The organism is Pararhodonellum marinum, from assembly GCF_015354735.1.
Classification (GTDB): domain Bacteria; phylum Bacteroidota; class Bacteroidia; order Cytophagales; family Cyclobacteriaceae; genus Pararhodonellum; species Pararhodonellum marinum.
Map to the genome: position 1 here is coordinate 15,763 of NZ_JACEFJ010000022.1, position 14,984 is coordinate 30,746.

Genomic DNA, 14,984 nt, shown 5'->3' on the forward strand with positions numbered 1-14,984 from the left:
TATGGATGTAGTGAACTGAGTTTTTTGATTTAATTCTTTCCATTCATTCCCTTCATCTCTAATTTCATATTGATAATACCTTTATTTGGTTAGTTTTAATATAGTGGATCCAATTGCCTTGCTTCCTCTGTTCTTTTTTCTTGATAAAAAAGAACCCCTGCCAGCGGCGCAGCAGGCTGGAAAAAATCAAGGCTGTAAATCGGCTTTTAAATTGGTTTCGTGCTCAACTAAGTTCAAATGACTTGTCCAATTTAATTTTTGTCCGGGAATGGTAAGCTAAAAATGAGTTGATCTCCTTCGGAACCTCAGGAGCTAACTCATTTTCTTTACGCTCCCCATCCCCTACCAAAAACCAGCCGCTTTAAGGCCAGAAATTTGTTCCTTAAATTCATTTATGACATTCCATTGGAATAACCAATGACACTCGTTCTCCTTTGATTCCAAAACATTCGATATGCCAGAGGCAGGCAAACTACAAGAATAAGACAACCCGACTACCCTACCTACGTTAGGCAAGCCTGACAACCTCCATTCCTCATTCATCATTCCCGATCCGTAATTCGTATCTCGTAAATCCAAATTCCCTCAGTCTCTCAGTCCCTAAGTCCCCAATTCTCTCAGTCCCAAATTTCACCTTCAAGCTTTTTCCCCATTTCCCACTGTCTCAATCAATCCCTTGAGTACAATTTGATTTTGGGCGAGGGTGTATTTTTCGGTGACCAGTTTTTTACCGGCTTTTCCCATTTGGTTTCTAAGGGTGGGATCGGTCAGGAGGCGGGTGAGCGCTTCCACCCATGCTGCGTGGGTCGCTGCCAAGTAGCCGTTGTGGCCATGGATGACCACATCCCGGTTCATCCCGACCGGAGAGGCCACGACGGGAAATCCGCAGGCCATATACTGGATCAGCTTGTAGGCGCATTTGCCCCTTTCCCAAAGATCATCAGGCAGGGGCATGATGCCAATGTCCATTTCCCGGATCAAAGCCACCTCTTCCCCCTCACTCCAGGTCACATTTCTTTGTTTTCCCGAAAACCGGATGGGCTTCGGACCATTGATTACGAATAGCTCAAAATCAAGCTGGGAGGACAGTTCTTCTAATGCGGGTACAATTTCCTGCAGATACTTTAAAGTACTGGGTGAACCGATCCATCCGATGATGGGTAATTGCTGCTCCTTTTTTGGCAATTGTGTCGCATACCGCTCTTGGTTGATGACGGTGGGAAAATCGATGACCTTTTTCGCACCTACGGTTAGCGCATAATCCCTGATATAGGGACTGCCGGCGGTGACCCACTGGGAACGGCGCATCACTTTGGCGATTTTGTTTTTCAGGAAAAACCTGATGATCCCGGAAGGGCTGTCCGCATAGCGATGGAATAGGGCATCATCATAATCCACGGCATAGCCCGGCCCGATTACTGACAGCACCCACTCCGCCCAAGCAGGGAGATAGGGGAAAATTTCCTTTTCGACCAGCACTGCATCAAAGGAAAAAGCCCTCAACCAAAAGCCCAATCTCCGCACATAACAAACCAGGACATTATGGATTCCTGGTCTTTGGTGGGCATAAAGGGTCTTCAAATAGGCTTCATTAAAAAAAGGAGCCACCTCCACTGAATATCCCTCCTCTTCCAAAAAAGGCTGATACTGAAAACTCCTCAAACGGCTACTTGCCCCCATGCGGGGATATCGGGTGAGGAATAAGATTTTTTTGGATTTCAAAAGAGAAGGGTGAATCAATGAAATGCTCGGGGTAAACAACTATTCCTGCTGTCCGGAAGAGGCAGCCAGGGCATTTTTCTTTTTTTCTTCAATAATGGCTTCCCTGCGGGCATAGTATTTTTGCTTTTCAAGAGCTTTGAGGTAGCGGAGTTTTTTGTTGTAGGTGATTAGAAAAAAGCAAAATAATAAAAAGTAAATCATGGTCATATTCTTCATTCTCATCACAATTCCCAGATTTGAAAGGGAATTCATAAACGCCAATGTCACCGGAATAAATGTGATCATCCCGGCCTTGATAAATAAAGGCATATCCCGTATGGCCTCAGGAGTCCAGTTCCGGTAGATAAAAAAACTTAGCCAAAGATACAATGCGTTTTCAAAACTGCTAAAAAATGACACTATGTTATGTGCATCAATAAACAATGGTCTAAACATATATGTAAATAATTTTATTGGCCATGAATATGATGCTAAATTCACACCTGATCCAACGTTACCAGAACTTAAATCCCGTACCTTAGTTCCAGAAAATTCTTCCAAAGTCTCCAAAGAAAAATCTGTTAATTTTAAAGATTCCAATGTGTTTGCACTTAAATAAACAGCCCCTATCAAAGCTAGTGAACTTAAAGCTACTTTGTAAGTCGATTTAACTTCACTCCCTAATAAAAATGCAATTCCTGCACCAGAAATTAAAGCCTGCCCCATGTGAGGTCTAGCCATGTAAACAAAAAAAAGAGCAATCAGTCCTTGCCACCATCTCGATTTATAATTTTGAATGGAGAACATAAACCAGGCAATTCCCCAGAAACTTATTGCATCCTTGCCTACTCCTGAAGACCAAAAATGTAGATTCAAAAAATAAAAAACAGTCGGGAACAAAGAAATATTTAAAACGGAATGGTTTGCTGGGAATAAATCAGCCACCATAATAAAAATATACCTGATCCCAATAAAACCTAAAAAACCAAAAAGGATATTACCGGTCAGGTAACTTAAACCTAAAACTTGACTAGGGATGTAGCATAGCCACAGGATAAATTTAGTGCTTTCACCCCAATATTTCATCCAACTTGGATCTCTTATTATTACCTGCTCCATCCCAAACTTCCAGTATCCATACGAATCTCCTCCAAAATTGAGAATGTACCAGGTAAAGAACATACTGAAAAAAACATGGTAAAATAGAAGATAATGCAAATGCATTTCATATTTGTATGATATGTTAAATTTTCTTGCCATGGAGGAATTGGAGTTCACCAAAGCAATAATTCCCGATACAATGAAAATAATATCTAACAATTGATCTCTATTTTATAAATCTCTTATCCGTTTGATTATCCCAATTTGAACCCTAATGATCTAATGTTCTACAGTCTTTTCAGTGTCAAATTCAATGCCCTTATCTGTCAAGAGGCTTAGGTATAAGTTTTCGATTTCCAGACAATAACGTTTAGATGTGTATTTTTCTTTGGCTCTATTGAATCCTGATTTTCCCATTTTTTTTCTCAAATGATTATCTTCCATAAGCCTGCTGATTTTTTTTGCTATGGAATTAGGGGAAAATGGAGGTATTAAAAAACCTGTTTCCTCGTCTACTACCACATTTGCCAATCCCCCAACATTAGATGCAATCACTGGAATATGGTGCAACATTGCCTCTGCTGCCACCAAACCGAATCCTTCATGAGCCGATGGCAGACAAAATACATCCATAACATGGTAATAAAGGTTTGGATTCTGTTGGTAGCCCACAGGGACAAATTGTTTTTCCAAATGAAGGCCTTTTGCCATTTCTATTAATTTATTCAAGTCTGGACCATCACCTACCAATAAAAATTTAATATTTGAGCGATCTATAATATTTAGTGCTTCCAGAATATCAGAAAAACGCTTAACTTCATTATAAACCCTACCTACGGAACCAATTACAAAATCCATTTCTGAAATCCCCAATTCAAATTTCAATTGTTCAACTTCCCTAGTTGCAACTGGATTTGGCAGAGGAACGCCATTGTTCACCAATAAAACTTTTTCCTTTGGCAACTTGGCTTTATCTATAAGATAAGTTACCACAGCAGGTGATATTCCAATAATTTTATCTGCTCCTGTGACAAATAACCTCTGCAACCAAATTGCTTTTCTGGATCTTTTTGAAGGTTCAGAGGTTTCTTCCAAGATTACTATGGGAACTTTCCCTAGCCAGCCCCCAATCGATGACATCGCCATACCTTCAAAAATAGCTCCATGGATAATATGTGGTTTGAAAAACCTAATGACATCCAATACCTTAAGGTGCTTTTTATATTCAAAAGGATGTTTAAATGAACCAACGACGATTAATTCCACGTCTTCTTTTTCCAATGCCTCGGCAATAGGACCACCTGCCCATGTACAAATTATCTTATGTTCAAATTTCTCTTTTTTCAGCCCTCGGATTAGCGTAAGCCTTATTTGCTCCACCCCTCCCGAAGAAATGGACTCTACACAATGTAATACCCGAATCTTGTCTTTTGATTCCAACTTTATCCTTTGTATACTTCAATTAAATTCCCTATATAGGTTTTAACAGAAAACCTATTTGATGAAACTTTGGCATTTTCACCCATCTTCTTTCTTTCTTCCTCGGATAAATTAAGCATGTCTAGCATAGCTGAAAATATAGAATCTGTATTAAAAGGATTAACAAGAAAACCCGGTTGGCTTTCTCCCAGTATTTCTATTGCACCACCAATTTTCGTTACAATAGAAGGCAATCCATAAGACATCGCTTCTGCAAGGGATACGGATGAACCTTCCCTCAAGGAAGGTAATACAAAAACGTTTGCTTGTTGCAAGTAATGAAAAACATTTTCCTGAAAACCAAAAAACTTAACGCTTTCATGAATTTCAAGCCGATTGGCAAGCTGCATCAATGACTTTTTTAATGGCCCATCCCCTACAATCCATAACACTACATGGTTTTTAACATCATTTTTTTGCAGCCTTGAAAATGCCTCAATTAGTCTCTCCAAATTCTTGATAGGAACCAACCTACATATTGAAATAAAGATAAACGGTTTTTTCATTTCACCCTTAGTATAGCTTACCTCACTCTGCCTGCACGTCATTTCGTTAGTAACATGGTCAAAGCCTTTCTCGATCCTGCAGGGAAAAACACCTTTCCTTATCTCTACCGGATTATAAACCACTCTTACCTTTTCTCTCTCAACTTCTCCTAATTCTACAATGCAATTTTTAACTGCCTCTGAAATTGCGATTACACGATCTGCTTTTTGATATACCCACTTAAATACTAATTTCCAATACGAATGATGATTTGGTAGGCCAATTTCCTCCCCAATTTTGATTTTTACGCCTGCTATTTTTGCTGCCCACAGTCCATGGAAATTAGCTTCTGAACCCTGACAATGTACCACATCAGGTTTTTCATTTTCAATTAGATTTTTTAATCTAAAAACAAGCTTTATGTTCGGAATTCTTGTTTTGTGGTCCAAAACAAAGATCGAGAATCCATTTTGAACTAGTCCTTCTGAAATTCTACCTCCCTTACCCAAAACAACTACTAATACCTCATATCCTTTGGTATGGATTAAATATGGAACGGATATTGCTAAAACCTGCTCTACGCCTCCAAAATCCAACTCAGAAACTATCCTTAAAATTTTCATCCTACCTATAGATGTAATTAAAACAAAATTTAAGATAGTTTCTGACCAATTTTTTTAGCGGAGGATTTCTAAGGATATACCTAACAAATGAAAAAGGTAATAAATAGGGAAGCTGACTCAATGGATATGAATTATCTCTTTGTTGAAGCAACTTTTTTGCAATAGGATAATTTTCCTTTTTATCTAAATATAGAAACAGATTGAGCAATAAATATTTATCACGAAAAGTTTTCCAAGAAGGGAAGTAGTCCGAAATATCAAAATCCTCTTTATACATTTCATTGAAAACTGTTTGATTGAGGTTGTAACTGGATTTATAACTGTCAGAAGCATTCAAATCATAAAACATCAATGGGGCACGGACATAATATGCTTTCCTGAACCAATCGAAGGCCCGCAACCAAACATCTATATCCTCTCCTATTTTCAAATGGATTTTGAAACCTTCCCTGTTTTTGAAAAAACTTTTGTGAATGACTGTGGAAGATGCAGTAAATAATGTATTGGAATAAGCCTGCGCAAAATAATCCTCAACTTTAGAAACTAGTGGATTCGAACATTCTTTTGGCAAAGCTACGTTGGAATATGAGCTTCCCAACATCTTAGTTTCAGGGGAATTTTCCAGTATTTGATGCATCCAATACAAAAAATCCCGGTGCCAAATATCGTCAGCATCCAAGAAAGCAATATAATCAAATTCTGTATTTTGTATGCCTTTATTTCTGGCAGCAGAAACACCTTGATTTTCTTGAAAAATCAACTTGACTTTTGATCCATATCGGTTAGTCACAAATTCCCTGCCACCATCCGTAGATCCATCATCAACCACAATTATCTCAAAATCAGAAAATGATTGGTTCAAAACCGAATCAATTGACCTTGAGATAAATTGCATTTTGTTGTATAAAGGGATGATTACGGAAAACAATTAGTGATAAATTATAGATTACATGAAAAAACGTTTCAAGCGAATGGCGTTTTTAAATCCAACAAGTTTGGACAATAGTTGAAATTTGGGGCCACCTATTTGGGTCTTTGGAAGAGGCCCCAGGGAATGGATATGGGCTTCGGCTTGCTTGATTAAATCTGGAAATTGTGGAAAGACATCATAGATAAACTTCTGATAAACCTTCTTTAACGCAATCCTGACTCTTTGGGAATCTTCCAAATTACCTATTTCCTTTTTGTAGCTTTGTATGGACTCAAGGAGTGAGGCCATTGCTTTTTCAGACTTTTGTTGACTGACATTGTACTCACCAGGCTTTCTATAAAAAACTTTTCCATTTGGTTCAAAGAGCACTTTTTCAGCCCTTGTTAAAACCCTTATAAAAAATTCCCCATCCTGATTGATGGTTAAAGATTCATCCCAAAGACCGGCATTTTTTATCAAGGTCCGGTGAGACAAATAGGAGGCAGGCTGCAACATTTCTTGATAATTCCAAAATGTCAATACCAAATCCAATCCTGAGTCAAAATCTTGAAATACTTGGTAAGGAATGGACATTGCCTTATTAGGATTTTGGTGAAATATCTGCCATTCGCAAGTTGAAATTGTAGATTCAGGCTGACACTCCAGCAAGTTAATCTGCTTCTCAATTTTATCAGCAGACAATAAATCATCTGCATCCAAAAACTGAATATATTCTCCTTTTGCAGCAGCTATGCCAACATTGATTGCAACCGAAACCCCCTGATTTTTCTGATTAATCAATTGGATTTTATCTGGGTATTTTGCAAAATACTCCTTAAGAATTTCATAAGAACCATCTGAAGAACCATCATCCACCAAAACTATTTCTACATTAGGATAAGTCTGACCCAATGCCGATTCCAATGTCTCTCTAACAAAAGCAACTTTGTTATAAACCGGAATGATAATAGATACTAACTGATCTCGTCTCTTGCTTCTAATTTCTCGCATCTACCTTTTGGTTTCCCCTCCTTTGATCAGATTAAAATATTCATGAATTGCACCTATATTAATGGCATGACAAACCCTTAAGATCGGAAAAGATTCTTTAGGCGAAAGAGTAAACAAACGCTTGATTGCAAACCGATACCTCGCCCAAATAAATTTGAACAGATGAATTCGAAATGAAGAAAGATTTCCTTGAAACTTACGGGTATAGGCACCTCCCAAAAGCCGTTTGTATTTGTTTACCAATTCATCCGTATAATACCTGGCAGGATGATGGACAATTAGGTTTGGGATATAGACAATCCTGTATTTTTCAGATATCCTTCCGGATAATTCGGAATCCCCATTAGATTTGAGTTTATGATTGAATCCCCCAAATTCGTTAATTACCGAAGCTGGACTAAACCAATTTGCAGTGATTGCATGCCCTTCCTTGGCATAGGATTCTGTAGTAAAGCCGGTATATTTTTCATAAAGCTCAGCATCTGATAGGAAATTTGGGTTTTTGAAAAATAAGGGAACCGGACCAGTCAGTATTCCAATATCTTGATTTTCATCTTTTGAAAAATGATTGAAAGCCAAGGTTAGCCAATCATCTGCTGGAAGACAATCTGAATCAGTAAATACCAAAATCTTCCCTTCAGATTCTTGAATTCCTTTATTCCTTGCAGCATAAGATCCTGGAATAGGTTCATAAATTTCCTTTAAAGAATATGGGTATTGTTTGGGATTCAAACCGAGAACCGGATTGTCAGGATCATTATTGATCACAATGACTTCAAAATTAAAACCGGGATGAGACAATTTTTCAAACTTATCCAAACATGATTTCAACCTTGTCAAATCACGGTAAACAGGAATTATAATGGAAAAATAACTCATCTTTGGGTTTGAAACCTTTTTTTACACCAGATATAGTAGGCCTTTGTAAATTGATTCCTTGTCAAATTCAAAATAGCTTGTAATCCATGAAAAATTAATTTTCTTAAAATATGGGGGCGAATTGTATTCGAGACAATCCTTGAAAAGCGATAAATAATGTATTGTTTTTCAAAAATCTCAAGGTTAAATAATCCTAAATTATCAATCCAAACATAATCAAGTTTAAATGCTGCCGATTTATTTTTCTTTGTAATTCTATTGTTGTTATGCCTTCTAGCTATTGAAATAGGATTCTTTATTTGACCGGGCATAATTTCATTTTTTTTAAAAATCCTCAACCACAACTCTGTATCCTGGTGAAGAAATAACCTTTCATCGAAAAGTTTGATATTTGATAAAATAGATTTTCGTAGGGTAATTGAATTCGTATCAGCCAAGGAAATGTCAGACCCCAAAATGAATTCGTAAACGCTAGGATATCCTTTTATCTTACACTCAACATTTACATCAAAAAAATATCCGAAATCGAAATATTTATCACCAGTTTTAATTTGTGATTTATTGTAAACAACATTTACAGAAGGATTATTTTCAAAAATTTTTCTATCCAATTTAAATCTATCTGGGAGATACCAATCGTCTGCATCTAGGAATGCAATATATTCAGAAGTAGCAATTCTAATACCTAGATTTCTTGAGGCTGCTGCACCTTGATTTTTACCATTCGGGTGTCCGTAGAGTTTGATACGTTCATCCTTTGATTCCATCTCTTTGCAAATAGTATATGAGTTGTCAGTAGAACCGTCTTCAATTAGAATTATTTCTTTGACCTCCTTTTGAATAATTACCGAATTTATTGAGGTAACCAGATATTCTCCTTGATTGAAAACCGGAATAATTACACTCACTTCAAAGTCCATATTTTTTTTACCTTTAAAAATAAATTTTTGTATTCAGTAAAATTAAATTCATTAAGATATGAGCTTCGTAGAAGAATTAACTGAAAAACATTCATCAGAGATATTTAACACGATTTTTGAAATCACCCTTTTATCAATAGCACCCTTTATTTTATCAATATTGTAAGTTTTTAGGATAATTTGATAAGATAACCAGAAACAAGTATTATAGAACTTTCAGCCAATATAATGAATTCAGATTCCTATAAATGGATTGTTTTTCATTTATGAATTAAATAAGCTTCTGACACTCCTTTTTTTTCATATTTACCAACAACGCTTACAAAGGGAAAACCAGCATATATTAAATAATTGGAACAGATTCCTTCTTCTGGAGTAATCACATCATATTTGTGTGCTTTATAACCTTTTTCAAGCTTTCTTGAAATCCTGTACAAAATATAATAATACCAATTTGCAATTGAGAATGGAATAATACCATCCCAAATAGAACTTTGTGGATAATAGTACTCTTTCATAAGATAACTAAATACCTGCATATCATAATTACCGTCATCCCCAAGTTCTGAAAAAAGGGATGTCATCTGAAGATATATTTTTTGAATAATCTCTTTTCTTCCTCCAATCGTTCCGGGAGTAAATACGGGGTAATTGAAAAAACTAACGGGTAATTTTTTATTCAATTTTCTATTAAAATGGGCTAACGCTTTTAAAGGCCAAACGCCATCTTTCCAAGTCTTTCTAATTCCTCTTCCTATAAATAATTTCTCCGGATTAGAATCCATTAATTCTAAAGGATTTTTGTTTATGATCACATCATTTATATCAGTAGAAACAACATAAGAATCTGATTTTAAATACTGGACAAATTCATGAAAAATGAAAAAACGCTCATCATTAAGCGAATGAGGCCCCAATTCGCACTTGACAAATAAAATTCTATCAGTTTGATATTTCATCTTAAATTCTTCTGAAATGGTGTCACAAAAAATTACTCCCCATAACCCTAAATCAGCTACACTTTCATACCAGTTCTTAAAATAGTTGAAGTTATCTTCATCTTGACGAAAATTCCTCATAGGATCCATCTTAGAAGTGAAATAAGTGGATAATAAAATTAATTTATCACTTGAGGAATTAAAAGAACAAATTATTTCCTCATAATTTGATTTTATTCTAATCATCACTATCAATCAAATTTATTAGAAATTAAGAAACTATAGAAATCGTGAATTGGAGAAACCACCAAGAAAAAACCATTTAATCTTTGAAAGCAGATAAAACAAATGTGGAAAATAGAACAATATATACTCCTTAAATGAAAATACATATCCTTCTTTTTCCAAAATATCCCTAAAGTAGGCTGCTGTGTTATATTGAAAAGATTCTCTAACTGAGGAAGATGTGATTCTAACAATATATTTATATCTCATATTTTTATTAATACTCTTCTCCCAATGCTTCTCATAAAAAGGTATGCAATTATGATAATTGATATTTTTCAAATCAGCCCTTGTCCAATTAACTTGAACATCAAAATTTTCGAAATATTTCCAAGGACTAATTAAATGCGCATTGATGAAAAAATCATAGTCTTGGTGACGTTTAAGATCTTCATCAAACATAATCTCTTGTGCAAGTTCTTTCTTCATAATTAAAGAGGGTGTTGGACAAAAGACATCATCACTTAAAATGAAATCAAAAACTGATTCACCATCTCTAACATCCCTTGATGATAATTTTTCGATTGAATTAGGTCTAACAACAATGGCCCCACTATATATAGATTCAATATTTTGTGATTTTAAAAAACCGATAGCCAGTTCAAGTCTGCTTGGTTGCCAAATATCATCTGAATCCAAAAAGGCCACATATTCTCCTTTAGCCAATTCAATGGCATAATTTCTAGCCGCGTTTCCACCTTGCTTTCTATTGACAGGTCTTTTATAAATTTTTATTCTAGTATGGAGGGATATGTACTCCTCCAAAATATCCCAAGAATTATCTGAACTATGGTCATCTACTATGATACATTCCCATTCTGAAAAGGATTGAGAAAGCACCGAATCCAGAGTTTCTCTAAGGTAAGGCGCTTTGTTATAGTTTGGTATAATAATAGATACTAGAAAATTACCCACTATGAAGGAGAAGTTACGATAAAATTTGTTTGAGTAAGTCTTGAATATTTGTAAAATGAATCACAAAACTTAAAAGAAAGCGTATCCCTTAAGTTTTGTAGAATAAATTGTTCATCTTCTCTATCAGTATCATCCAAAAATACAATTGTTGATTCCATTACTCTTCCTTTAAGAAAATCAATAATACCATATCTTGCATATTTAGATTCAAAACCTTTCGGTCCATCTATGATTACCAAGTCAAACTTTATTTCTCTTAAAAAAGAATCTTTAGGAATATTGAACCAACTCCAGTCAAAAGTTGATTCTTCATTTTTGGTAATATCAAAGTTAAAAAACTCAACATTTTTACAGTGAGGTTTAATATGATTTTGCCATTTAAGGTCTTGATCAATACTTATGAAATTTGGATCATGCTTTAATTCAGAAATTAAATTACTTAGGATTATTGTAGATAAGCCCGAACCAATTTCGAGAATCGTTTGAGGTTTGTGGATAATAATATCATTTGCAATATGTTGGATAATTTGAAATGAAAGGGTGTAACTTGTTTCGAAAACATACCCGTTAGGAAAATATGGTTTTAAAATCTCCATCGCTTTAAGTTCTTTGAACTTAAAGTCAGAATATTCTTTAGCCTTTTTATCTATTCGAAATTCAAGTTTATTAATTCCAAATATTTTATCTCTAAAATTTCTTAGCCAAGCTTTAATCATAAAACGTTAAATGGAAGATGAATATTTGTTTGACCATTGGGTATTTTTAAAGTTTTGAAAAGGGATCCTGAATTATCCACTGAAAAAGTCATAACACCTTTAAACCAATCTGCTACATCAAGTCCATCATGAATAAAGACGGTCAAAATGTAATTCCCAGGCAATAAAGGATTATTAGGCAATTCAAAAATTATTTCTTTTTTACTGAAATTGAATTTATTATTAGCCAAAGAACTCATCCATATAATTCTTTGGCTATACTGATTGTCTATCCTTAGGTCGATTCTTGCTTTGCTTAAATCAATATTAGGCTTGACCTTAAAATTTAATTTTAGAAAAAGCGGTTTTCCGGTTTCAAGTTCTTCTAAATCATCTATACTCGAAGAAATCATGATCTCCTCAAGTTCAATATTCTTATTCCCAAAACCTATGACCTCTTCGGATTGGATATTCAGATAATTATTTCCTTTCTCTCCAGTTAAATAATACTTTAAAGTTTCTGAAGTTTCATCAATCACTTGTACTTTACCATCCTTTAATAAAATTGAGCGGCCACATAGGTTTCTTACTGCATCCATATTATGACTAACAAATAGGACTGTTCTTCCATCATTTTTGCTAACATCCTCCATCTTTCCCAGGCATTTCTGTTGAAACTCAAAATCTCCTACTGCCAACACTTCATCGATAATCAATATCTCAGGTTCTAAATGGGCTGCAACTGAAAAGCCTAACCTTACTCTCATTCCTGAGGAATAGAATTTTACAGGAGTATCCACATATTTGTCTACACCCGAGAAATCTATGATTTCATCTAGCTTTCGGTCGATTTCTTTTTTTGTCATCCCTAGTATGGTGCCATTCATATAGATGTTTTCCCTTCCGGTTAATTCGGGATGAAATCCTGTTCCAACCTCCAATAGTGCAGCTACCCTTCCATACATTTCAATCCTACCGGAAGTCGGTTCTGTAATTTTTGAGAGTATTTTAAGTAAAGTAGATTTGCCCGCTCCATTTTTTCCAATAATCCCCAACACTTCACCTTGTCTCAACTCAAAGCTGACTTCCTTCAAAGCCCAATGTACACCTTCATCCTGATCTTGAAATTTCCCAAGATTTTGGATCTTCCTGAAATTATCAATAGGGTATCTCAGTACATTGACCATCTGTTGCGCAAAAGTATCCGCCTTTTTTTCCTGCAAGCCTATGCGGTAGCGCTTGGAAAGATTTTCTACTTTTATGATGATTTCACTCATTCTTCATTTAAAATTTTACATTTCTAAGCCTAGCAAAAACATTTTCAATTCTTCCAATCCATAAGCAGGTTCGGGACCGCCTCCAAGAATTAAGCAACATCAGCAAAGACTTTCTCCATTCGGCGGAAATAAAATAACCCGAAAATGAAAATTGCAACCGCCACTATCGCCCCAGGCCAAATCCATTCCCAAGGCATTGGTCTATCCAAGAACATGGCACGGATGCCTTCAATCACTCCTACCATGGGATTGAGGGAGTAAGCAAATTGCCATTTTTCGGGAACCGCTGTGGTACTATATACCACCGGTGCGGTGTATAGAAGCAATTGCACGACAAAGGAAAGGGCATATTTGACATCCCGGTATTGCACTGCCATGGCCGACAAAACCATTCCGATCCCTAAAGAACACAAAAGTAGCTGAACAAGCAGGAAAGGAAGAAATACAACTCCAAAACCTGGTATAACTTTAAAATAAATCAGGAGTACCAAAAGGATTACAAATGAAATCATGAAATCCAGCAATTTGGAGAAAATAGCAGCCAAAGGTAAAATCAATCTTGGGAAATATACCTTGGTAATCATGCCCGCATTTGCTATTAGACTATTTGAAGATTCATTTAAAGTACCTGAAAAGTAATTCCAAGGCCATAATGCCAAATAGGAAAAGAGAATGTATGGCATGCCATCCGAGTCCACTTTTGCAAGACCACCAAATACGATGGTAAATACCAAAGTAGTAAAGAGAGGTTGGATAATGGCCCATCCCACTCCCAATACCGATTGAGCATATCGGGCTTTTATTCCCCTTACAGTTAGGAAGTATAATAAATCTTTATAGCGATAAAGCTCATTAAAATCAATAAATTGCCAACCTTTGGATGGTTCGATGATTGTTTTCAAAATATTATTTTTTTCTTTTTAAGGCTTTAAATGATCTAAATTCCATAAAAGCAAACTTTTATCTTTATGCTTCCCCCCTCCTTCTTTACATTTTTCGTCAATAACCCTTAAAGGTTTTATGAAGTTAAAAGGTGGTTTTCGTAAATTAAGGGTCCTCCAAAAACCAGTTGTAATATCCTTGTTTTCTTTTCTATGGATAAAACTTGTGGTCAACAAAAACTTTGACCCAGATTTTTTGAAGTTTTCAAGTGTTCTACCGATTTCATTATAAGAAAAATGGACAAGGCAATCCCTGCATAAAATTAAATCCACTTGTGGTAAATCATCTGTTATGATATTGCCTGTTCTGAATTCCACACCTGCTTTATCTTTGTAATTTTCCTTATTGAGTTTGATCAGGTCTTCTACAATATCGATTCCCAAATAGTCTATCCCATTCAGATTCACTTGATTCATCCAATTGAAATCCCCGCAGGGAGCATCTAAGATTGATTTGATGTTATATTCTTGGAATAATTTTTCCAGTTCGCTGATGATGACATTGGTCTGACTACTATCCGAACCTGTGCCGGAAACACTCTCCCCATACACCCAATAGTTCTCCTTATAGATCTTTGAAAACACTTCCTCGGTACTGAGTCCATCTATTTCCAGCTTCTTTTTCTTTTGGAAGGACCGGTAGATGTCCATAAGGAAAATTGGGGAGTTGTTTTTAAGGAAGGATTTGATTTTTTGGAGCATATTTTAAGTTGCACAGGGTTTCTCAGGATTAATTTTCACAGACCTGCCTGCCGGTAGGCAGGGTTTCGCAGAGTTTTTTCTCAGTGTAACGCTGTGGAATGTAAAAGCAGCCTTAATGTAT

14 protein-coding genes are annotated in these 14,984 nt (G+C 35.8%); all 14 read right to left on the reverse strand.

Annotation, left to right across the window (positions count from 1 at the left end; all coding sequences use genetic code 11):
* Positions 1 to 636: 636 nt before the first annotated feature.
* The 14 genes from H1A14_RS22555 to H1A14_RS22620 all read right to left on the reverse strand — a co-directional run bounded on the left by H1A14_RS22555 (position 637) and on the right by H1A14_RS22620 (position 14,863).
* Entirely contained in the window at positions 637 to 1,722 is a 1,086-nt protein-coding gene (locus tag H1A14_RS22555) for a glycosyltransferase family 4 protein (RefSeq protein WP_228527933.1), read from the reverse strand.
* Positions 1,723 to 1,761: 39 nt separating this feature from the next.
* Positions 1,762 to 2,961 carry a hypothetical protein gene (locus H1A14_RS22560; RefSeq protein WP_194778579.1) on the reverse strand — a complete coding sequence of 400 codons (1,200 nt, stop codon included), beginning with the start codon at positions 2,959 to 2,961 and terminating at the stop codon, positions 1,762 to 1,764.
* Between the two features lie 120 nt (positions 2,962 to 3,081).
* Positions 3,082 to 4,182, reverse strand: coding sequence for a glycosyltransferase (locus H1A14_RS22565; RefSeq protein WP_317174919.1), 1,101 nt, complete (start codon positions 4,180 to 4,182; stop codon positions 3,082 to 3,084).
* Between the two features lie 62 nt (positions 4,183 to 4,244).
* Positions 4,245 to 5,390 carry a glycosyltransferase gene (locus H1A14_RS22570; protein WP_194778581.1) on the reverse strand — a complete coding sequence of 382 codons (1,146 nt, stop codon included), beginning with the start codon at positions 5,388 to 5,390 and terminating at the stop codon, positions 4,245 to 4,247.
* A gap of 1 nt (position 5,391) precedes the next feature.
* A complete protein-coding gene (locus H1A14_RS22575; RefSeq protein WP_228527934.1) occupies positions 5,392 to 6,318 on the reverse strand; it encodes a glycosyltransferase family 2 protein in 927 nt (308 codons plus the stop codon).
* An 18-nt stretch (positions 6,319 to 6,336) separates the two neighbouring features.
* A complete protein-coding gene (locus H1A14_RS22580; protein WP_194778583.1) occupies positions 6,337 to 7,311 on the reverse strand; it encodes a glycosyltransferase family 2 protein in 975 nt (324 codons plus the stop codon).
* On the reverse strand, positions 7,312 to 8,190 hold the full coding sequence (locus tag H1A14_RS22585) for a glycosyltransferase (RefSeq protein WP_194778584.1): 879 nt from the start codon (positions 8,188 to 8,190) through the stop codon (positions 7,312 to 7,314).
* Entirely contained in the window at positions 8,187 to 9,110 is a 924-nt protein-coding gene (locus H1A14_RS22590) for a glycosyltransferase family 2 protein (RefSeq protein WP_194778585.1), read from the reverse strand. The genes H1A14_RS22585 and H1A14_RS22590 overlap by 4 nt, the downstream gene beginning before the upstream one ends.
* A 260-nt stretch (positions 9,111 to 9,370) precedes the next feature.
* On the reverse strand, positions 9,371 to 10,294 hold the full coding sequence (locus H1A14_RS22595; protein ID WP_194778586.1) for a hypothetical protein: 924 nt from the start codon (positions 10,292 to 10,294) through the stop codon (positions 9,371 to 9,373).
* Positions 10,295 to 10,327: 33 nt separating this feature from the next.
* Positions 10,328 to 11,248, reverse strand: a complete 921-nt coding sequence (locus H1A14_RS22600; RefSeq protein ID WP_194778587.1) for a glycosyltransferase family 2 protein — start codon at positions 11,246 to 11,248, stop codon at positions 10,328 to 10,330.
* Entirely contained in the window at positions 11,248 to 11,964 is a 717-nt protein-coding gene (locus H1A14_RS22605) for an O-methyltransferase (RefSeq protein WP_194778588.1), read from the reverse strand. The genes H1A14_RS22600 and H1A14_RS22605 overlap by 1 nt, the downstream gene beginning before the upstream one ends.
* Positions 11,961 to 13,220, reverse strand: a complete 1,260-nt coding sequence (locus H1A14_RS22610; RefSeq protein ID WP_194778589.1) for an ABC transporter ATP-binding protein — start codon at positions 13,218 to 13,220, stop codon at positions 11,961 to 11,963. Before H1A14_RS22610 ends, H1A14_RS22605 begins: the two co-directional genes overlap by 4 nt.
* A gap of 89 nt (positions 13,221 to 13,309) precedes the next feature.
* Positions 13,310 to 14,125, reverse strand: a complete 816-nt coding sequence (locus tag H1A14_RS22615) for an ABC transporter permease (RefSeq protein ID WP_194778593.1) — start codon at positions 14,123 to 14,125, stop codon at positions 13,310 to 13,312.
* Positions 14,126 to 14,140: 15 nt separating this feature from the next.
* The gene (locus H1A14_RS22620; RefSeq protein ID WP_194778590.1) at positions 14,141 to 14,863 is read right to left on the reverse strand and encodes a class I SAM-dependent methyltransferase; all 723 of its coding nucleotides are present in this window, start codon (positions 14,861 to 14,863) and stop codon (positions 14,141 to 14,143) included.
* Positions 14,864 to 14,984: the final 121 nt, after the last annotated feature.

Bases quoted from the DNA above. Each gene is read 5' to 3' on its own strand.
- H1A14_RS22560 (WP_194778579.1), bottom strand. From the start codon at position 2,961: ATGGCAAGAAAATTTAACATATCATACAAATATGAAATGCATTTGCAT.
- H1A14_RS22570 (WP_194778581.1), bottom strand. From the start codon at position 5,390: ATGAAAATTTTAAGGATAGTTTCTGAGTTGGATTTTGGAGGCGTAGAG.
- H1A14_RS22580 (WP_194778583.1), bottom strand. From the start codon at position 7,311: ATGCGAGAAATTAGAAGCAAGAGACGAGATCAGTTAGTATCTATTATC.
- H1A14_RS22585 (WP_194778584.1), bottom strand. From the start codon at position 8,190: ATGAGTTATTTTTCCATTATAATTCCTGTTTACCGTGATTTGACAAGG.
- H1A14_RS22590 (WP_194778585.1), bottom strand. From the start codon at position 9,110: ATGGACTTTGAAGTGAGTGTAATTATTCCGGTTTTCAATCAAGGAGAA.
- H1A14_RS22595 (WP_194778586.1), bottom strand. From the start codon at position 10,294: ATGATTAGAATAAAATCAAATTATGAGGAAATAATTTGTTCTTTTAAT.
- H1A14_RS22605 (WP_194778588.1), bottom strand. From the start codon at position 11,964: ATGATTAAAGCTTGGCTAAGAAATTTTAGAGATAAAATATTTGGAATT.
- H1A14_RS22610 (WP_194778589.1), bottom strand. From the start codon at position 13,220: ATGAGTGAAATCATCATAAAAGTAGAAAATCTTTCCAAGCGCTACCGC.
- H1A14_RS22620 (WP_194778590.1), bottom strand. From the start codon at position 14,863: ATGCTCCAAAAAATCAAATCCTTCCTTAAAAACAACTCCCCAATTTTC.